The 19,474-nt window shown below is 70.3% G+C and carries 10 protein-coding genes; 1 reads left to right on the top strand and 9 read right to left on the bottom strand.

Going from position 1 to position 19,474, the window contains the following annotated elements:
- Positions 1-41: 41 nt before the first annotated feature.
- The 3 genes from ACFWZ1_RS02925 to ACFWZ1_RS02915 form a co-directional block, all read right to left on the bottom strand.
- Positions 42-2,900, bottom strand: a complete 2,859-nt coding sequence (locus ACFWZ1_RS02925; RefSeq protein WP_439665388.1) for a protein kinase domain-containing protein — start codon at positions 2,898-2,900, stop codon at positions 42-44.
- Between the two features lie 240 nt (positions 2,901-3,140).
- Positions 3,141-5,273 carry an amylo-alpha-1,6-glucosidase gene (locus tag ACFWZ1_RS02920; RefSeq protein WP_439665387.1) on the bottom strand — a complete coding sequence of 711 codons (2,133 nt, stop codon included), beginning with the start codon at positions 5,271-5,273 and terminating at the stop codon, positions 3,141-3,143.
- Positions 5,270-6,346 (bottom strand): glycosyltransferase family 4 protein, encoded by a 1,077-nt coding sequence (locus tag ACFWZ1_RS02915; protein WP_231323499.1) that lies wholly within the window; start codon positions 6,344-6,346, stop codon positions 5,270-5,272. Before ACFWZ1_RS02915 ends, ACFWZ1_RS02920 begins: the two co-directional genes overlap by 4 nt.
- Before the next feature lie 151 nt (positions 6,347-6,497).
- On the opposite strand from ACFWZ1_RS02915, the gene ACFWZ1_RS02910 reads away from it, so the two are divergent.
- On the top strand, positions 6,498-8,369 hold the full coding sequence (locus ACFWZ1_RS02910; protein ID WP_439665386.1) for an ATP-binding cassette domain-containing protein: 1,872 nt from the start codon (positions 6,498-6,500) through the stop codon (positions 8,367-8,369).
- Positions 8,370-8,401: 32 nt separating this feature from the next.
- On the opposite strand, the gene ACFWZ1_RS02905 is transcribed toward ACFWZ1_RS02910, so the two are convergent.
- The 6 genes from ACFWZ1_RS02905 to ACFWZ1_RS02880 form a co-directional block, all read right to left on the bottom strand.
- The gene (locus ACFWZ1_RS02905; RefSeq protein WP_439665385.1) at positions 8,402-9,721 is read right to left on the bottom strand and encodes a sensor histidine kinase; all 1,320 of its coding nucleotides are present in this window, start codon (positions 9,719-9,721) and stop codon (positions 8,402-8,404) included.
- A 22-nt stretch (positions 9,722-9,743) separates the two neighbouring features.
- Positions 9,744-11,126 carry a sigma-54-dependent transcriptional regulator gene (locus tag ACFWZ1_RS02900; RefSeq protein WP_439665384.1) on the bottom strand — a complete coding sequence of 461 codons (1,383 nt, stop codon included), beginning with the start codon at positions 11,124-11,126 and terminating at the stop codon, positions 9,744-9,746.
- Positions 11,127-11,202: 76 nt separating this feature from the next.
- Positions 11,203-13,641 carry an ADOP family duplicated permease gene (locus ACFWZ1_RS02895; protein WP_439665383.1) on the bottom strand — a complete coding sequence of 813 codons (2,439 nt, stop codon included), beginning with the start codon at positions 13,639-13,641 and terminating at the stop codon, positions 11,203-11,205.
- A gap of 4 nt (positions 13,642-13,645) precedes the next feature.
- A complete protein-coding gene (locus ACFWZ1_RS02890) occupies positions 13,646-16,087 on the bottom strand; it encodes an ABC transporter permease (protein WP_439665382.1) in 2,442 nt (813 codons plus the stop codon).
- A 66-nt stretch (positions 16,088-16,153) separates the two neighbouring features.
- Positions 16,154-18,637 carry an ABC transporter permease gene (locus ACFWZ1_RS02885; protein ID WP_439665381.1) on the bottom strand — a complete coding sequence of 828 codons (2,484 nt, stop codon included), beginning with the start codon at positions 18,635-18,637 and terminating at the stop codon, positions 16,154-16,156.
- Positions 18,634-19,398: an ABC transporter ATP-binding protein gene (locus tag ACFWZ1_RS02880; RefSeq protein ID WP_439665380.1), complete on the bottom strand. Its 765-nt coding sequence runs from the start codon at positions 19,396-19,398 to the stop codon at positions 18,634-18,636. Before ACFWZ1_RS02880 ends, ACFWZ1_RS02885 begins: the two co-directional genes overlap by 4 nt.
- Positions 19,399-19,474 lie beyond the last annotated feature (76 nt).

The raw sequence follows: 19,474 nt of genomic DNA, 5'->3' as shown, positions 1-19,474 counted from the left end.
TGTCGTGGCCAGCCCTGTCGGCAAGGCACACATGGCGCTGCCTAGCCCTCGACCGCCGCGATCGCCTCTTCCCGCACGCTGCGCATGCCGGCGTTGAGCGTTTCCGGCTTCATGGCAATGACCGGCTGCAGGTAGGTCGCGAGCACGTGCTGCGCACCCGACGCGTCGTGCAACCGGCGCAGCACCGCGTACAGCCGCGACGCGCTCTCGATGGTATGCGCATCGGTGTTGCCGAGCGTGCGCGCGCGGCCCTCCAGCGCCTTCGCATGGGCATCGCGCGCCCGCGCCCAATGGCCGGCGCTCGCCTCGATGCGGCCGATGAGGTCCCAGGTCGCCAGCGTCATCGGGTGATCATCGCCGAGCTGGCGGCGCAGCGCGGCCAGTACCTGCTCGCCCTGCTTGCTGGCCTCGGCGTACTGGCCGTTCCCGCAGAGCAGGCTGGCCAGGCTGCCCCGCGCGTACAGCGTGCTGAAGTGGTTCGGGCCCAGCGTGCGGGTGCGCCCGTCGAGGATTTCGCGCTCCATCGCGATGGCTTCGGGATAGCGGTCCTGCTTGGACAGCAGCCGCACCATGTCGGTCATCGCCTCGAGCGTCTGCGGATTGTCGGGGCCGAGCACGCGCCGGTAGCCCTGGATGATCGCGTCCAGGCGCTCGTGCACTTGCGCCATGGTCGCCGGATCGAGCGCCAGCCGAACCTCGTTCGACGCCGCCAGCGCGCGTGCCTGCAGGGTCAGCGGGTGGTCGGCGCCTAGCCGGCGCTGGCGGATCGACGCTACGTCCTGCGCCAGCACGAGCGAGCGCTCGTACTCGTTGTCCTGCGAATAAAGCAGCGTGGCCAGCGTGAGGGTGGTGGCCAGGGCCTCCGGGTGCTCGGCGCCGAAAGCCTGGCGGTACAGCGGCACCAGGTACTCCAGCTCCGCCCGCGCGCGATCGCGCTCGCCCAGCTGGGTGAGCGTTTCGACGCGATCGCGGCGCAGCCGCAACAGGCCTTCGTCGGTGGCGGGCAGGCGCGGCGCCAGCCCGGCGTAGAGCGCTTCCTGCCGGTTGAGCGCCTGCCCGAGGTGACCCTGCGCGGCCAGCACGCGGGCCCGTCCGGAGAGCACGGCCACCTGCAGGGGATCGGCCGGCGGCAGGGCCGCCGCGGCCGGCAGCGCGGTGTCGTAGACCTCCGCCGCCTGGTCCAGTTGGCCGCCCCGGAACAACGCTTCGGCCAGGTCGGCGCGCGCCGACACCAGTGCCGCGTCGCCCGCGGCCAGGCGCTGCCGGCGCACCTGGACCACGTTGCGCAGTTCCACGGCCGCGTGCGCGTAGCTACCGATCGTCAGCAGCACGCGTGCCAGCGACTGGCGCATGTCCGCAGCCAGCAGCGGCGCATCCGCGAAATCGCTGTCCAGCCGAGCCAGCGCGTGGCTGACTACGTACGTATCCAGCGCATCGCTCGCCGGTCCCGCGGCATCGATCCCGGCGAAGGCCTGCTCCAGCTGTCGCCGGTCGATGGCCTGGCGCCCCAGCGCGTCGAAGCGCGCGAGCACCAGCGTGCGGGCGTCGTGGGTCAGTGCGTGGCCCATGGCGTCGATGTCGACGCTCTGCAGCATCGATTGCTGGAAGGCAACCATGCGCTCGAGGTCGTGCTGGCGCTGCTCGGCCAGCCGTTGCGCCGCACGTGTCTGGGCCAGCGCCAGCAACGAGGCGGTGAGGCCGGCCAGCACGGTCGCCAGCACCATGCCCGCGGCGGCCAGCGGCCAGCGGTTGCGCTGCACGTAGCGGCGCAGGCGATACCACTGGCGACCGCGGCGCGCCTTGACCGGCCGCTGCGCCAGGTAGTGCCGCAGGTCCTGCGCGAACTCGGCCACGCTGGCATAGCGCTGGCTCACCTGGCGGCGCAAGGCCTTGAGCACGATGGCATCGACGTCGGCCGGAATCGACCGCCGCGACCGGCGCTGGTCGGCCGGCGCCGCGCGCAGGCTGCGACTGGGCGCCTCGACCTGGCCGCCGACGATGGCGTTGGACAGCAGATGCGGCGTGACCAGATGCTGGTAGGGCCGGCGGCCGGCGATCAGCTGGTAAAGCACCACGCCCAGCGAATAGACGTCCGCGCCGGTGGTCAACGGCTGCTGCTCGATCTGTTCGGGGCTGGCGTAGGCCAGCGTCAATGCGTGCGCCGCGGTGGCGGTGGCGAGCACCTGCCCGCCCTCCTCGATGATGCGCGCGATGCCGAAGTCCAGCAGCTTGGGCGTGCCGTTGGCGGTGACCAGGATATTGGCCGGCTTGATGTCGCGATGGATCACCAGGTTGCGATGGGCGAACTCGACCGCATCGCAGACCTTCAGGAACAGCGCGATGCGCTCGTTGAGCGGGAGCGCATGCGCGTCGCACCACTCGTCGATGCGCCGCCCTTCGACGTATTCCATCGCCAGGAACGGCTGGCCGCCGTCCATCACGCCGCCATCGAGGAGGCGCGCGATGCCGGGATGCTCCAGTCGCGCCAGCAGCCGGCGTTCCTGGCTGAAGCGTTCGTGCAGGATCGGCGAACCCTGCGCGGACGCATGCAGGAACTTCAGCGCAACCTGTTGGGTGAACCCCTCGTCGCAACGCTCGGCCAGGTAGACCATGCCCATGCCGCCCTCGCCGAGCAGGCGCAGGATGCGGTAGTTGCGCGGTGCGGTGGCCTGCGTCTGCTGACCGCTGAGGTCGGGCGGGACAGCGGCGGGGGAAAACGGCAAGGTAGCGGTGTGCGTGCGCTCGATCGCTTCGAGCATCCAGCGCACCTCGCGCTCGAGTTCGGCGTCCTCGCCCACATGCCCGCCGATCAGCGCGTCGCGCGCGGACGCATCCACGTCCATCGCGGCCATGGCGATGCGTTTCGCTTCGACGTAGCGATCGGTCAGCTGCCCTGCCATGCGATCCCCCGGTCCCGGACGGGGATTATGGCGCCGATTTCACGCGGAAATCACACGTCGCGGCACGTAGGCCGGCGGTGCGGGGACGATTTGTTCCGAGGGCTCTGCGAAAAGGCGCCCCCAACCGCCTGTCGGCGCCCTTTCCCGCGCTCACGGGGAAGGCTCATGCAGCGCCTCGTTCCTTCCTCCGTTAACGGTGAAGGGTCCCGAAGGGCGGATGGGGAAGGCTTCGCGCCGCCGTCAGACCTTGGCGAGAATGCGCACGTCGACCGACCCGCCAGCACGGAACGCCACCGTGCGCGAGCCGATCCGCTCGAAGCCCAGGTCGATGGTGTCGCCACCCACGTCCAGCCGATGCAGGGTCAGCCGGTCGACGCCCTCGGGCAGCTGCGGGCGGTCGATGCGCACCTCGCCGCGACGGCCATCGACGGTCACGCCAAGGCAGGCCTGCAGCATCATGAACACCGAGCCGGCCGCCCAGGCCTGCGGCAGGCAGGCGACCGGGTAGGCGATCGGCGGTTCGCCGGTGGCGCGCGGGAAGCCGCAGAACAGTTCGGGCAGGCGCATGCCGAAGTGCACCGCCGCCTCGAAGGTTTCGCCGAGCAGGCGCACGGCGTCTTCGCGTTCTCCGTAATGCGCCATGCCGGCGGCGCAGATCGCCACGTCATGCGGCCATACCGAACCGTCGTGGTAGGACATCGGGTTGTAGCGCGCCTGCTGCATGGCCAGGGTGCGCACTCCCCAGCCGCTGTCGAAGGGCGCCGTGCGGAACTGGCGGATCACCTTCTTCGCCCGCCACAGCTTGGGCAGGCCGACGTACAGCAGGTGCCCCACGTTGGACGCGCGCACGCGACAGAGCGTGTCGTCGCCGTCGCGCGCGATCCCGTAGTTGCTCATCTCCTCGTCCCAGAACAGCTCCTCGACCTTTTTGCGCATGAGGAGCGCGCGGTGGCGCCAGCCGGCCGCCGAATCGTCGTCGCCCCGCCGCTCGGCCAGGCGCGCCATCGCCGACAGCGCGGCGTACACGTAGCCCTGCACCTCCACCAGCGCGATCGGCGCCGGCGGAATGCGCCCGTCGGCGTGGAACACCGAATCCTCGCTGTCCTTCCAGCCCTGGTTGAGCAGGCCGCCCTTCTCGCCCTGCGCGTAGGTGAGGAAACCGTGCGGGTCGCGATCGCAGGTGCGCTCGATCCAGCCCATCGCGGCGGTGAGCGCAGGCCACAGCTTGTCGACGAAGACGTCGTCGCCGGTGCGTTCGGCATACGCACCGGCGAGCATCACATACAGGGGCGTGGTGTCGACGCCGCCGTAGTATCGGCCGAACGGCACCTCGCCCAGATCGGCCATCTCGCTCTTGCGCGTCTCGTGCATGATCTTGCCCGGCGCCGAGTCGCGAAAGGCCGACGTTTCATGCGCCTGGTGCTCGGCCAGGTAGCCGAGCACACCGCGGGCCAGGCCGGCATCCAGCCACAGAAGCTGCAAGGCGGTGATGATGCCGTCGCGCCCGAACGGCGTGGCGAACCACGGGATGCCTGCGCAGGGATACGGACCGGTGGGAAATTCGCTGACCAGCAGCGCGATGTCCGCGCGCGAACGCTCGAGCCATGCATTGAACAGCCGCGCGTTGCTGCGTGGGCGCGCGCCATGGACGAGGCGTCGGCGCATGGCGCGGCGCGCCTTGGCGGCGGCGGCACGGAAGCGCTGGCGGCTGGGTTCGGCGTGCTCGGGGCCGATCTCGACGTAGAGTTCGGTGTTGCTCAGCCGCGGCAGCGTCAGGGTGAGCTCGGCCGATTCGCCATCCACGCGATCGGGCGTGGCCGAAAAGCAGATGACCGAGTTACGCGTGACGCCATCGAGGCCGTCGTAGCGCAACGCCACCGAGGCGTCCCCCACCCTGGGCGCATGCAGCACGCCCCGTTTCCTCCGCGGCGTTCCGCGCACTTCGAAGATGTCGCGGAAGTCCGCCGCGAAGTGCAGCGTCAGGGTCACCTGCACCTCGGTGTCGTCGTAGTTGACGCAGGAGATGCGCTCGTACATGCGCGCGCCCCACAGGAAGCGCGTGCGCTGCAGATGGATGACCCCCTGCGGCGTGGCGCGCTCGCCCATCGGCGGCAGCGGCTTGTTGGAAAGGTTGGCGGTGAACAGCACGTTGTCGTGGGCGATCGCCGCACTGAGCAACGAAGGTGGCTTGCCGCCCAGGTCCAGCGTGAAGGCGGACAGCATGCGGGTGTCGTTGTGGAAAAGCCCGCTGGAGTCGCCGCGGATGTCGCCATAGGCGTCGCAGACGACGAAGGTGTCGCCGGACTTGAGCGAATATTGCCCGCGCGAGGTGCCGGCCGAAGGGGTTTCGTCGTCTTGCGTCGCTTCACTCATCGTGCCGCCTCCCAGGCCACCGGCCACGCCGGCAGCGCCGGGGCGACACGGCAGCGTCGTTCGTAAAGGTCCACGTAGTTGCTTGCCATGATCTCGGCGGAGAAACGCCGCTCGAAGGTGGCGCGCACCTGCCGCCGGTCGATCTGCGGCAACCGGCGCACGGCGTCCACGGCTTCGGGTTCGCTATCAACGATGAAGCCGTTGACGCCATCGTCGATCACTTCCGGCACCGAACCGCAATTCCACGCGATCACCGGCGTGCTGCAGGCCATCGCCTCGATCATCACCAGACCGAAGGGCTCGGGCCAGTCGATCGGGAACAGCAGCGCCGCGGCATTGCCCAGGAAAGCCTCCTTGTCGCCATCGCCGATCTCCCCGATGAATTCCACCAGCGGGTCGTCCAGCAACGGCTGGATCTCCTCGTGGAAGTAGGCGCGGTCGGCCAGGTCGACCTTGGCGGCGATCTTCAGCGGCATGCCGCTGGCACGGGCGATCGCGATGGCGCGGTCGGGCCGCTTCTCCGGCGAGATGCGGCCGAGGAAGGCAAGGTAGCCGCCCGCCGGATTGGGATGCGGGCGAAGCAGGTGTTCGGGCAGGCCGTGCGGCACGGTGCCGGCCCAGTTGGCGAAGTGCAGCGGCTGGCGCTGGTGGTGCGAGATCGATACCAGCGGGTACCGCGGCCAGCGCCGGTACACCTCGGCCAGGTCCTTCAAATCAAGCCGGCCGTGCAGCGTGGTCAGCGTGCGCCCGGCGCAATCTTCGAACATGGGGAAATGCAGCATGTCGACGTGGAAGTGCAAGACGTCGAATTCGTCCGCGCGGCGACGCACTTCCTGCAGCATCGACAGGTGCGCGGCCAGTTCGGATTTCTGCGTCGTGGGGTCGAGCCGGATCGCCTGGTCGCGCACCGCCACCAGCTCTGCGCGGGTGCGGGCATCGGCGCTGGCGAACAGGGTCACGTCGTGGCCCAGTTCGACCAGGGTATCGGTGAGCCAGGAGACGATGCGTTCGGTGCCGCCGTAAAGGCGCGGCGGAACCGATTCGCAGAGCGGGGTGATCTGGGCGATGCGCATGGGAATCCTCGGCGTCCGGCCTCCAGGCCTGAGGCGCCATCAGCGGGCCTCGTGCACGCCGCAACCGCCGGGCCGTCATTCCTTGGGCCGAAGCGTCCAGACCCTGTCGATCGGGCCCTATGGTCCAGGCCATATCGATTAGAATCGGCGGATGTCCCTGATCCAATTGCAGCGCGTCGATTTCAGCATCGGCGGCCCCCTCCTGCTTGCCGATGTCGACCTGTCGATCGAGCGCGGCGAACGCGTTTGCGTCGTCGGCCGCAATGGCGAGGGGAAGTCCACACTGATGAAGTTGATCGCCGGGGAATTGCACCCCGACGACGGTGAAGTGAGGGTGCAGAACGGCATCGTCGTGGCACGGATGGCGCAGGAGGTGCCGCAATCGACCGCCGGCTCCGTGTTCGACGTAGTGGCCGAGGGCCTGGGCGACCTGGGCCTGCTGCTGGCGCGTTACCACCATTTGCTGGCCGCGGGCGACCTCGAGGCGCTCGGCGATGTCCAGCACGAGATCGAAGCGCGCCAGGGCTGGGATCTTGACCGCCGGGTGAACGAGGTGCTCGCGCGGCTCGAGCTGCCGGGCGAAACCGACTTCGCCGCGCTCTCCGGCGGCATGAAGCGCCGCGTGCTGCTGGCGCAGGCGCTGGTGCAGAAGCCCGACGTGCTGCTGCTGGACGAGCCGACCAACCACCTGGACATCGAGGCGATCGACTGGCTCGAAGGTTTCCTCAAGTCCTTCGACGGCTCGATCGTGTTCGTGACCCACGATCGCAGTTTCCTGCGCGCACTGGCCACGCGCATCGTGGAGATCGACCGCGGCCAGCTCACCGACTGGCCCGGCGACTACGACAATTACCTGCGCCGGCGCGAGGAACGACTGCACGCCGAGGCCCAGGCCAACGCGCACTTCGACCGCAAGCTGGCGCAGGAGGAAGTGTGGATCCGCCAGGGCATCAAGGCCCGGCGCACCCGCAACGAAGGCCGCGTGCGGGCGCTCAAGGCGATGCGTCGCGAACGCGCCGAGCGACGCGAGCTCTCGGGCAACGCGAAGATGACGCTGGCCAGCGCGCAGGCCTCGGGCAAGAAGGTGATCGAGCTCGACCACGTGCACCAGGCCTACGGCGGCCGCGTCCTGATCGACGATCTCTCGACCACCGTCATGCGCGGCGACCGCATCGGCATCATCGGTCCCAACGGCGCGGGCAAGAGCACGCTGCTGAAGATCATGCTCGGCGAACTTAAGCCCCAGCGCGGCACGGTGGAGCTCGGCACCGGCATCCAGATCGCGTACTTCGACCAGCATCGCGTGCAGTTGGACGAGCGGCTCAACGCGCTCGACAACGTGGCACAGGGGCGCGAGTACATCGAGCTCGGCGGGCAGCGCAAGCACGTGATCGGCTACCTGCAGGACTTCCTGTTTTCGCCCGAGCGCGCGCGCGCGCCGATCACCCGCCTCTCCGGCGGCGAGCGCAACCGCCTGCTGCTGGCCAAGCTGTTCGCCCAGCCATCCAACCTGCTGGTGATGGACGAACCGACCAACGACCTGGACGTGGAAACGCTGGAGCTGCTCGAAGAGCTGCTGGCCGAGTACACCGGCACGCTGCTGCTGGTCTCGCACGACCGCGCATTCCTGGACAACGTGGTCTCCAGCACGCTGGTGCTCGAGGGCGAGGGCCAGGTCGGCGAATACGTGGGCGGCTACAGCGACTGGTTGCGCCAGCGCCCCGCGCCGCCGGCTGCCGCCCCGGCCAGGAGCACAGCTGCACCCGCCGCCAGTCCCGCCGCCGCGCCCGCGCCGGTTCCCGTCCGGCGCAAGTTGAGCTTCAAGGACCAGCGTGAGCTGGAGCTGTTGCCGGTGCGCATCGAGCAGCTCGAAAACGAAGTCGCCGAGCGCTCGGCCGCCATGAACGAGCCCGCGTTCTTCCAGCAGGACAGCACCACCATCGTGCAGGCCAACGAAGCCCTCGCGAAGCTGCAGACCGAGCTCGACACGGCCTACGCCCGCTGGAGCGAACTGGAAGGCTGAGCCGGGCTAGGGGCCACGCACGGGGTGCGCTCCTACGAGGATGTACCCGCGGGCCGGGCGGGCAACCACAGGCACGCCAGCGCGCCCGGCTTCCCGTCGTCGCGCGCGGACAGCGCCACGCCGCCGTCGTGCGCCTCGGCGATCTGCCGCGCCAGCGCCAGGCCGATGCCGGAACCGCCGGGCTTGGTGGTGAAGAAAGGCACGAACAGGTTCTCGCTCGGCGGCGGCCCGGGGCCGTCGTCCAGGACCTCGATCGACGCCCGCTCGCCCTGCCGGCGCCAGCGCACGCGCACATGGCCTTCCGCAGCCTCGACCGCGTTGCGCACCAGGTTGATCAAGGCCTGCTCCAGCTGATCGGCATCGCCGTCGACCATCAGCGGGCCGCCCTCTTCCAGCGTGACCTCGCATGCGTGCGCCAATGGCAGCCGCGCAACCTTCGCGACCACGTCGCGCAGGTCCAGCGGGGTACGTTGCGGCGAGGGCAGGCGCGCCAGCTTCCCGTAGCCGGTGAGGAAGCGCGCCAGCGCCCCGGCGCGGTTCCCGATGACTTCCAGCCCCTTGCGGAAATCCTCCCGCCAATCCTCCGGCAACGGTTCGCGCGCCGCGAGCGTGGCAAGCGTGCCGGCCATCGACTGGATCGGCGCCAGCGAGTTGTTGACCTCGTGCCCGAGCACGCGCAGCAGGCGCTGCCAGGCGGCACGTTCCTCCTCGCGCAGCACGCGGCCGACGTCGTTGATCACCAGCAGTCGCCCGCCGCGTCCGCCACTGCGCAACGCCGCATGGCGCACCTGGAAGCGGCCGCTGCGGCCCGGAAACGCGTGCAGGGCGACCTGGTCCGGCGGCCCATCCAGCAGGCTTGCAAGGCCGAGCTCGGCGGCGCCCAGGCCGAACAACCGGTGGCGACCTGCATCGAGCAGGCGCTGCCCCGCCGGGTTCATCAGGCGCAAGGTGAGCGCCTCGTCGAACACGAATACGGCACTGTCCAGCGCGGTCAGGGTTTTGCCCAGCAGGTGCGCCGACTCCTCGAACTCGAGGCGTTCCTTCTGCAGCCGCTCGGCCAGCGCATTGATGTCGTAGACCACGTCGCCCAGTACGCCGCCCTGTACGCCGCGCAGGCTGTAGTCACCCTCGCGCAGCGCTTCGAGCAGGCCGGACAGGGTGTACAGCGGGAACACCACGCGGCGGTACTGCCACCGCGTCAGCGCGATGGTCAGGATGGCGGCTACGGCGAGCAGCACCCAGCGCAGGGCGGCTTCCGCCGGCGGCCGCAGCACGAGCAGCAGCGCGGCCAGCAACGCCGGTGCGGCCACCAGCAGGCTGCCGGCGAGCACGCGCCGCTCGAAGCGCGGCATGCGACCGGCACGTGCGAGCGGCTCAGTCCCCGGCATCGGTACCGGCCGCGCGCAGGTCGTGTTTCTCCAGCCGGCGGTACAGCGACTGGCGTGTGATACCCAGCGCATCGGCCGCGCGCTGCAGGTTGCCTTCGTGGCGCTCGACCGCGCGCGCGACCAGCCAGGCCTCGGCCTGCTCCAGGGTCATGCCGTCGAGATCCAGCGACGGTTGGGCCGGTGCACCGAAATTGAGCGTCGCCGCGTCCACCTGGTCGCGTTCGGCCAGGAGCGCGGCGCGCTCCATCAGGTGCTGCAGTTCGCGCACGTTGCCGGGCCAGCGCCAGGCGAGCAGTGCGCGCTCGGCCGAGGGCGCCAGCGCCAGGCCGTGGCGACCGTAGCGTTGCGCGCTGCGGGCCAGGAATGCGCGGGCCAGCGGCAGGATGTCTTCCACGCGCTCGCGCAGCGGCGGCAGGCGGACCTCCAGCGTGTTGAGGCGGTAGAGCAGGTCCTTGCGGAAGCGGCCGGCGGCGACGTCGGCGTCGAGGTCGGCATTGGTCGCCGACACCAGCCGCACGTCGACCTTCTGCGTGCGCGAGGAACCGAGCCGTTCGAACTCCCCGTCCTCCAGCACGCGCAGCAGCTTGGGCTGCTGCGCAGCCGGCACGTTGCCGACCTCGTCCATGAACAACGTGCCGCCGTCGGCCAGTTCGAAGCGGCCGATGCGCTCACCCTTGGCGTCGGTGTACGCGCCGCGCACGTGGCCGAACATCTCCGACTCGAACACGCTCTCGGCGATGCCGCCCATGTTGACCTTGACCAGCGAGCGCGCGGCCCGTCCCGAGCGTTCGTGCAGCAGTTGCGCGATCACGCCCTTGCCGGTGCCGTTCTCGCCGAGCACCAGCACGTTGGCATCGCTGGGCGCGATGCGCGCGACCAGCTCCAGCACGCGGCGCATCGACGCCGATTCGGCGATCACGTCGGCCGAGCCGCGCAGCAGTGCGTTCTCGGCCTCCAGGCGGCGCTGCCGGCGCGAACCCTCGGACAGAGCGATCTGCGCACGCAGCACGCGCAGCAGGCGCGCGTTGTCCCACGGCTTCTCGATGAAATCGGCGGCGCCCCGGCGCATCGCCTCCACGGCCAGCGGCACGTTGCCCCAGGCGGTCATCACCACGACCGGCAGCTCCGGCGCCTGTTCGCGCAAGCGCGCCAGCAGGTCGAGTCCCTCCTCGCCCGAGGTGGTGTCGCGGGTGTAGTTGAGGTCGATCAGCGCGCAGGCGAACTCGCGTCGACGCAAGGCGTCCAGCGCCGCGACCGGACCGTCGGCGGCCACGCTGGCCACGCCGTCGGATTTCAGCAGCAGGCGCAGCGCTTCGCGCACGTCGGCCTGGTCGTCGGCCAGCAACACGGTGGGGTCGGGCTTGGTCATGCGGTCGCCTGGTTTATGGAAATGCAGCATAGCGCCCTGCTGACTCGCCCCTCCGGGGAGAGGGCGCTGGAGCGCGTCACTCGTACCTCAACGCCACCGCCGGATCGACGCGCAACGCGCGCACCACCGGCAGCAGCGATGACAGCAGCGCGATGCCGGCCACCAGCACCATCACCGGCAGCAGCACGGCCGCATCGTGCGCCCGCGTGTGCAGGCCCGGATCGGCCAGCAGGTTCGACCACGGCCACGCCAGCGCCAGCCCGATCGCCAGGCCCAGGCCGAGCTGCCACGACACCTGCCGCCCCACCTCGCGCACCACTGCGCCATGGCCGGCGCCGATCGCGCGACGGATGCCGATTTCGCGCGTGCGCTGTGCCACCGAGAAGGCGAGCACGCCGTACAGGCCTGCCGCAGCGAGCAGCAGTGCCACCAGGCCCAGCGCGCTGAACACCTCGGTCAGTACGACCAGGTAGACGCGGTCCGTCGCGGCGCCGCGCGCCTGGCTGTGCAGTGCATAGGCGGCGGCCTGCGCATCCACGCCGTGCACCACGGCGGCCAGCCGCGATGCGTAGGTACCCGCGTCGCCGCGCACGCGCACCGCCAGGCCCACCGCCTGCAGCGGACCCATGTGTGCGGACTGCGCCAGCGGCACCAGCAGGCCGGGCCGCGCCCGCTCGAGCGCGCTGTCCAGTTGCAGCGGCTCGGTCACGCCCACCACGGTGAGCGTGCTGGTGTATTCGCGATCGGGATATAGCACCAGGTGTTGGCCCAGCGCGTCGCGTCCTGGCCACAGGGCCGCGGCGGTCTTGCGGTCCACTACCGCCACCGGAAGGCTGCCGGCCGCGTCGCGCGAGTCGAAGAAACGGCCTTCGAGCAGGCGCACGCCGAACACGTCGAGGAAGTACGGGTCGACGATACCCATCTGCGCTTCCGGCCACCCGTCGACCGGACGCGGCTGGCCTTCGGCGGCGACGGTTTCGTGGCTGCCCAGCTCGGCGCCCGGCACGGTGTTGGTGGCGGTCGCCGCCAGCACGCCCGCGTCGACCCGCAGGCGCTCGCCGGCGCGTTCGAGGAAGCCGATGCGCGCGGCGCTGTCGGGATAGCCCGGACGCGGCAGGGCGACGTGCGCGGTCAGCACTTGGTCGGCGTGCTGCGCGCCGGCGAGCGGCAGGGAAAGCAGATGGTCGAGCGCGCGCACGAACATGCCGGCGCCGACCAGCAGCACCACGGTCAAGGCGATCTCCGCCACCACCAGCCCACGGGCCACCCGCGCGAAGCCGCCGGCGGAACCCTTGCCGCCATCGTGCAGCGCGTCCTTCAGGTCAGTGCGCCCGGCGCGCCAGGCGGGAACGACGCCGGCCAGCGCGGTGCTTGCCAGCGCCACGGCGACGGCGAAGCCCAGCACGCTGCCGTCGACGCCGAAACGCAGGAACGTAGCAGGCGCCTTGTCGCTTTCGGCGAAGGTCGCCAGCAGCCAGCGGTTGCCGTAGTGAGCGATCGGCAGCGCGGCCGCCAGCGCCGCGGTGCACAGCCACAGGCTTTCGGCCAGCGCCCCTGCCATCAGCCGCGCGCGGCCGCAACCCAGTGCGCTGCGCACGGCCATCTCGCGGCGGCGGTTGAGCGTCTGCACCAGTTGCAGGTTGGCCACGTTCACGCAGGCCAGCAGCAGCACCAGCACGCCGGCACCGAACATCAGCCAGACCCAGTGGCGCGTGTCCTCCTGCACGAAGCTGGTTGAAAACGGCTTGATCACCAGTTGCTGCTGCTCGCGCCATTTGGGCAGCTCGCGACGCAGGCGCGCGTCCACCGCGGAGAGTTCCTGCCGCGCCGCCGCGAGCGTGGTACCGGTCTTCAATCGCGCGACCATGTACAGGTCCGTGCCGTGCGCGGGATCCAGGCGCAGCGGCATCCACAATTGGGGATCGCCGCCCAGGAAGGCGAAACTGGTCGGCATCACGCCGACCACGGTGGCCCAGTCGCCATTGACGCGCACCGCGCGGCCGACGACATGCGGATCTGCGGCAAAGGCGTGCCGCCACAGGTCCTCGCCCAGCAGCACCACTGGCGGCGCGCCCGGCTGGTCGTCTGTGGCCAGCAGGCCACGGCCGAGCAGCGGCCTGGCGCCCAGAAGGTCCATCATCGAGGCGGTCAGCCGCACGCCATCCATACGCGTGGCTCCGCCGCCGGTATCGAGCGACACCCCGACGCCGAGGTAGCCGCCGGTGGCATCCACGCCGCGCATCGATGCCGCAAGGCGCAGATATTGATCGGTGTCGAGGTCGCCGATGCCGATGCCGGTATCGCCGACACTTCCGTTGCCGCGGTTGAGTTCGCCCACCGCCATCAAACGGTCGCCATACGGCAGCGGCAGGGGCGTCAGGATCAGCGTGTTGATCAGGCTGAACAGGAACACCACCACGCCCAGCCCCACGCCGAGCACGGCGATGGAAAGCGCGGCATACCCGGGTCGGTGCGCCAGCCTGCGCCAGGCGGCCTGCAGTTCTCGCAGCAGCATCTCCTCACTCCCCTTGCAAGGCACGCATCGGCGGCACGCGCGCAGCGCGCAGCGCAGGCAGCAGGCAGGCGAACAGCCCGGCCACGGCCAACGCCACGCAGGCGCCGCCCACCACGGTCGCGTCGAACCCGCGGGTTCCGTTGAGCATCATGAGCGGCAGCGCCATGAACGCGTGCGACAGGCCGAGCGTGGCCGCGATGCCGATCGCCAGGCCCGGGGCGATCTGCAGCAAACCGCCGTGCAGGACAAGCCGTGCGAGTCGCCCGGGCGGCGCGCCCAACGCCAGGCGTACGCCGAGCTCGCGTTCGCGCGCGGCCACAGCTACCGCCATCACCGCATACAGGCCCGCCACCGCCAGCAGCAGCGCCAGTGCCGCGAACACGCCGATCAGCAACAGGTTAAGCCGCGCATCGGCGGTGGTCGCATGGACGATGCTGCGCATCGTGCGCATTCGGGCGATCGGCTGCCTCGGAGCGATCCCGGCCAGCGCGGCACGCACGCCCGCGCCCCAGTCTGCGGGGTTGCCCTGGCCGCGCAGCGCGAAACGCAGCGATTCCAGCTCGCGGAAGACCATCATCGTCGACGCCGGCATCTGCGCCAGCGGCACGTACACCACCGGCTGGTGGGGCTGCAGCGGCCCGCGCTGGTAAGTGGCGCCCACCACGCCGACGATCCGCGCCCGCACGGGCGTGGTGTTCGGGACCTCCACGTCGATGGCCTGTCCCACTGCATGCCCGTCGTAGTACTTGTCGGAAAGGTCCCGGCTGACGATGGCCACCGGCTCGCCGCCGCGCACGTCGCTCGCGTCGAAATCGCGGCCCTCGCGCAGCGGGATGGCGAAGAGATCGAGAAAGCCCTGGCCAATGCCGTGCAACTGCGCCTGCAACTCGGTGCCTGCCGGCGTACGCACGCCGTTGTTGAACGAGCCGTAGTTATCGTCGCTGGTCGGCAGGTTGGTCGTTACGGCCGCCCCGGTCACGCCGGGCACCGCGCGCAACCGCTCCACCAACCTGCGGGAAAGCTCCAGCAGGGATGCCATGTCCGGGTAATCGCCCTTCACCGGAGCCAGTTCGAAGGTGAGCACGTTGTCCTGGTCATAGCCCAACTGGAGGCGCGAGGCGTCGTACAGGGCATGCATGAAAATGCCGGCGGTACTGAGCAGGACCGCCGCCAGTGCGACCTGTGCGACAACCAGCGCGCGGCTCAGGCGGCCGCTGCGCAAACCGATCCCGTGGCGCCCGCCTTGCCGCAGCTCTTCGAGGGTCGAGGCGCCGCGACTGCGCCACAATCCCAGCACGGCGGCCAGCGATGTTCCGAGCACGCCAATGCAGGCAGCCCCCAGCCAGTCGGCCACGCCGATGTGGATACCCCCGCCCCATAGCCAGGAAGCGGGGATGAAGCCCTGCACCACGGCAAGGCCCGCGGCGGCCAACGCCATGCCGAGCAATGTGCCGCATCCGCCGACCAGCAGACCCTCGCCCAGCGCCGGCAGCATCAACCTGAAGGTGGACGCACCGAGGGCACCGCGCACGGCCGCGTCGTGATTGCGCGACAGCGCGCGCAGCAGCATCAGGTTGGCCAGGTTGACCAGCGCGATCAGCAGCACGACCAGGGCGCTCGCCAGAAAAAGCATGAGCATCGGCCGCGTCTGCTGCTGGAAGGCATCGGCCAGGCGCTCGGCGCCGAAGCGCGGGCGCGTCCAGTCGCCGCCCATGCCCATGTCGCGAAACATCGCGCGCTCGTGCGCGTCGGCCTGCGCGGCCACGGTCGCCACGTCCACGCCGTCGGCCAGTCGCCCGATCGCGACGGCGCCGTTGTGGTTGTAGTCGCGGCTGGCAACCGGCAACGCGGTAGGCAACATCACGTCGCCCGGGCCCAGCAGGCGGTTGAAGGCCGCCGGCAGGACGCCGACGATGGTGTGCGGCCGGCCTTCGATCTCCAGCCGGCGGCCGATGACGCCGGCGTCGCCGCCGTATGCGCGTTGCCACAGGTCGTAACCGAGCAGCACCGCCTCGGGGCCGCCGGGGTGGTCCTCCTGGGCATTGAAGTTGCGGCCAAGCGATGGCTGCAAGCCCAGCGTGGGCAACAGGTAGCGATCGAGCCGGATCATCGGCACCTGCGCCGGATCGCCGGCGCCGGCAATGTTCACCGCCGCGCCGAAATGCACCAGGCCCAGTGAACGCAAGCCTTCCGGTGGCCCGAGGTACTGGTATTCGTGGGGCGAGATGCCGCCCACGTGGCCGTTGTCCCACCATGGCCCCAGTGTCACCAGCCGTTCCGCACGCGGCACCGGCAAGGGCCTCAGCACGGTGTTCTGGATCAGTGCGAATACGGCGACGCTGGCGCCGATGCCCAGCGCCAGCACGCCGCTGGCCAGCAGCAGGAAACCCGGGCGACGAAGGTTGCCGCGCCACGACCGGACGATCTCGGCCAACCAGACGTTCATCAGCGATCCCCTTCCTGGACCATGGGTGGCGTGCGGACTGCAAGGTGTCTCATCGCGGCTCCATTCCTACTCGCCGCGCAACGCATGCATCGGCGGCACGCGCGCAGCGCGCAACGCGGGCAGCAGGCAGGCGAACAGGCCGGCCAGGGCCAGCACCGCGCACACGCCCGCCAGCGCGAGCGGATCGAGGACGGTACGCCCGATCTCCTCGAGCACCGCGCCGAGCACCCGCGACAGGGCGAGCGTCATGCCCACGCCGAGCAGCATGCCGATCGCGATCTGCCCGATGCCTCCACGCAGCACCAACCGGACCATGCCCGCGGGCGGCGCACCCAGCGCCATGCGCACGCCGAACTCGCGCTGGCGCGCGGTCACGGCGACCGTCATGACCGCGTACATGCCGGTCGCGGCGAGCGCCAGCGCCAGCAGCGCGAACAGGCCGATCAGGAACAGGTCGCGGCGCGTGTCGCCGGTGGTGGCGTGCACGACGTCGTCCATGGTCGACAGGTTGGCGATCGGCTGCTCCGGCGCGACGGACGCGACGGCGGCACGGGCGGCACGACGGAACCCGTTGGGATCACCCTGCACGTGCAACGCGAAGCGCAACGGCTGGTAGGAACGAAACACCCGCAGGATATGTTCAGGCACCTGCGCCAGAGGCAGATAGACGAACCCGCGCTTGTAGCCGTCCAGCGGGCCGAACTGCCGCGTGTCGCCTACCACGCCGACGATGCGCGCCGTGACCGGACGCATGTCCGGGTCATCGGCCAGGGCCTTGCCGGCGGCGTAACCGCTGTAGTCGTTGACGACGATCTCCTTGCCCACGGCGTGGCCACCGTACTGCTGTTCGGCCAGCGTCCGGTTCACGATGGCGACCGGTTCGCCGCCGGCTACGTCCGTCGCCTGGAAGGCACGCCCTTCGCGCACGGGGATGCGGAACACCGAGAAGAAGTCGTCGCTGATTCCGCGTATCTGCGGACTCGGGCGAATGTACTCGCCGCCGGGCGGGTGGATGCCGCCCATGCTGAACTGCTGCTCGAACGTGCCCGCGGGCAGCCCATTGGTGACGGCGACGCCTTCGACGCCCGGTACCGCCCGAAGGCGGGTCATCAGTCCCTGCACCAGATCCTGCGTGGAAGCACCATCAGGATGATTGGCGCGCACGGGCGCGAGATCGAAGGTGAGGACGTGGTCGCTGGCAAATCCCAGCGGCGTGCGCGCCGCGTCGTAAAGCGCATGCAGGAACAGGCCGGCGCCGCACATCAGGCACGTCGCCAGCGCCATCTGCGCGATCACCAGCGCCCGGCCCACGCGTCCGCTGTGGCTGCCCTGGCTGCGGCCCCCTTCGTGGAGCGCCTCCCGCACCGAGCCCGTGGCCACCCCACGCCAGGCGCCGAAAGACGCGGCGGCCAACGCGCCCGGCACGGCAATGGACAGCGCCAGCAAGGCTGCCCCGCCCGAGATGTGCAGCGACTGGCCATGCGTCCACTCGGCCGGAACGTAACCACCGAGCAAGGCGAGTCCGATCGCAGCGAGCCCGAGGCCCGCGATGGCGCCAATGGCGCCTACCAGCACGCCCTCGGCACAGGCCGGCAATGCCAGGCGCCAGGTCGGCGCGCCGAGCGCATGGCGCACGATCGCATCGTGGCGGCGCGACAGGGTGCGCAACAGCATCAGGTTGCCCAGGTTGACCAGCGCGATCAGCAGCACGCACAGGGCGCCTGCCAGGAACAGCCGCATCGCCGGGCGCTGCTGTTGATGCAGCATGGCCGCCAGCGGCACGCTGCCGATGTGCACCTTTTCCAGGTAGTCCCGTTGCACGCCGGGCATGTCGGCGAACATGGCGCGGATGGCCGCGTCCACCTGCGCGTTCACCGCGGCGATGGAACGGGCAGGCGCGATCCGTGCGATGGCGAGGAAATCGGCGCCGTCGTCGTAGGTGTGGGGTGGCAACGCCAACGGCAGCATGATGTCGCCCGCGCCGAACTGGTCGAAGCTGGCCGGCAACACGCCCACGATGGTGCGCGCGACCCCCTCTACCTGCAGGGTGCGGCCTAGCACGGGCTGTCCGCCGTAACGGCGGCGCCAGAACCCCTCGGCGAGGATCGCGGCCCGGGGACCGCCGGGGCTGTCTTCCTGCACCGAGAAGCCACGCCCCAGCCGCATCCGCACGCCGAGCGTGGGCAAGAGGCTGCGGTCGGCCAGGAACGCGTCGATCTGTTCGGGTTCGCCATCGCCGGCCACGTTCACCGCCTTCAGGTCACCCTTGATCAGACCGATGGATTCGACGCCGTCGATGGACTGCACGTGCTGGTACTGCTGCGGCGACATGACGCCCTGAAGTTCGCCGTCGCTCACCGGACCCAGGACCACCAGGCGTTCGGGCGCGGCATAGGGCAACGGCCGCAACAACACGTCGTCGATCAGCACGAACACGGACGTGCTGGCGGCCACGCCCAATGCCAGCACGCCCGCGGCCAAGACCAGGAAGCCGGGCCGCCGCAGGCTCGCGCGCCAGGTTTGCCCGATCTCGGCGAGCCAGGTGTTCACGCGTCGATCTCGATGCGCTGGCCGATCAGCGCATCCAGCCGCTGCTCGTCCTCGCGGCGGAGGCGGTCGAAGGTTTCCTCGTCGACCACGCGGCCGTCGAACAGGCGGATCTTGCGCTGGGCGAGTTCGGCGTAGCGGGCATCGTGGGTGACCATGCAGATCGTGGCGCCGCCGCGGTGCAGTTCGTCCAGCAGCGCCATCACCGCCTCGCCGTTGCGCGAGTCGAGATTGCCGGTGGGCTCGTCGGCGAGCAGGATCGCCGGCCGCCCGACCAGCGCGCGGGCCACTGCCACGCGCTGCTGCTGGCCGCCGGAAAGCTGCGCAGGATAGTGGCGCATGCGATGGGCCATGCCCACGCGTTCCAGCGCTTCCTGCACGCGCGCGCGGCGTTCGTTGGCGCCGATGCCGCCGCGGTAGGTGAGTGGCAGCTCGACGTTCTCGTAGACCGACAGGTCGCCGATCAGGTTGAACGCCTGGAAGATGAAGCCGATCTCCGCGTTGCGGATGCGCGCGCGCTCGGCCGCGTTCAGCGCGGCGACGTCGTGCCCGTTGAGGACGAAGCGGCCGTCGGTGGCGGTGTCGAGCAGGCCGAGGATCGACAAGAGCGTGGTCTTGCCGCAGCCGGAAGGACCGGAGATCGAGACGTACTCGCCGCGCGCGACGGTCAGGTGCACGTCGGACAGGGCGTGGGTTTCCACCTCGTCGGTCTGGAAGATCTTGCGGATGCTTTCGAGGGTGATGACGTTGGCGTTCGTGTTCATCGGTTCTCCTGCGAGGGCGGTCCCGTCGCGTAAGGTGGGCTTCAGCCCACCATCCCTGCCGCGGGTGGTGGCGTGT

The organism is Frateuria sp. GZRe14 (assembly GCF_051900395.1).
GTDB classification, from domain to species: domain Bacteria; phylum Pseudomonadota; class Gammaproteobacteria; order Xanthomonadales; family Rhodanobacteraceae; genus Frateuria_A; species Frateuria_A edaphi.
Note: the sequence above shows the minus strand (reverse complement) of the source record. Positions and strands in the feature narration are given on the sequence as shown.

What these genes read in the sequence shown, in the direction of transcription:
- ACFWZ1_RS02925 (WP_439665388.1), bottom strand. Translation starts at nt 2,900, where the DNA reads ATGGCAGGGCAGCTGACCGATCGCTACGTCGAAGCGAAACGCATCGCC.
- ACFWZ1_RS02920 (WP_439665387.1), bottom strand. Translation starts at nt 5,273, where the DNA reads ATGAGTGAAGCGACGCAAGACGACGAAACCCCTTCGGCCGGCACCTCG.
- ACFWZ1_RS02915 (WP_231323499.1), bottom strand. Translation starts at nt 6,346, where the DNA reads ATGCGCATCGCCCAGATCACCCCGCTCTGCGAATCGGTTCCGCCGCGC.
- ACFWZ1_RS02910 (WP_439665386.1), top strand. Translation starts at nt 6,498, where the DNA reads ATGTCCCTGATCCAATTGCAGCGCGTCGATTTCAGCATCGGCGGCCCC.
- ACFWZ1_RS02905 (WP_439665385.1), bottom strand. Translation starts at nt 9,721, where the DNA reads ATGCCGCGCTTCGAGCGGCGCGTGCTCGCCGGCAGCCTGCTGGTGGCC.
- ACFWZ1_RS02900 (WP_439665384.1), bottom strand. Translation starts at nt 11,126, where the DNA reads ATGACCAAGCCCGACCCCACCGTGTTGCTGGCCGACGACCAGGCCGAC.
- ACFWZ1_RS02895 (WP_439665383.1), bottom strand. Translation starts at nt 13,641, where the DNA reads ATGCTGCTGCGAGAACTGCAGGCCGCCTGGCGCAGGCTGGCGCACCGA.
- ACFWZ1_RS02890 (WP_439665382.1), bottom strand. Translation starts at nt 16,087, where the DNA reads ATGAACGTCTGGTTGGCCGAGATCGTCCGGTCGTGGCGCGGCAACCTT.
- ACFWZ1_RS02880 (WP_439665380.1), bottom strand. Translation starts at nt 19,398, where the DNA reads ATGAACACGAACGCCAACGTCATCACCCTCGAAAGCATCCGCAAGATC.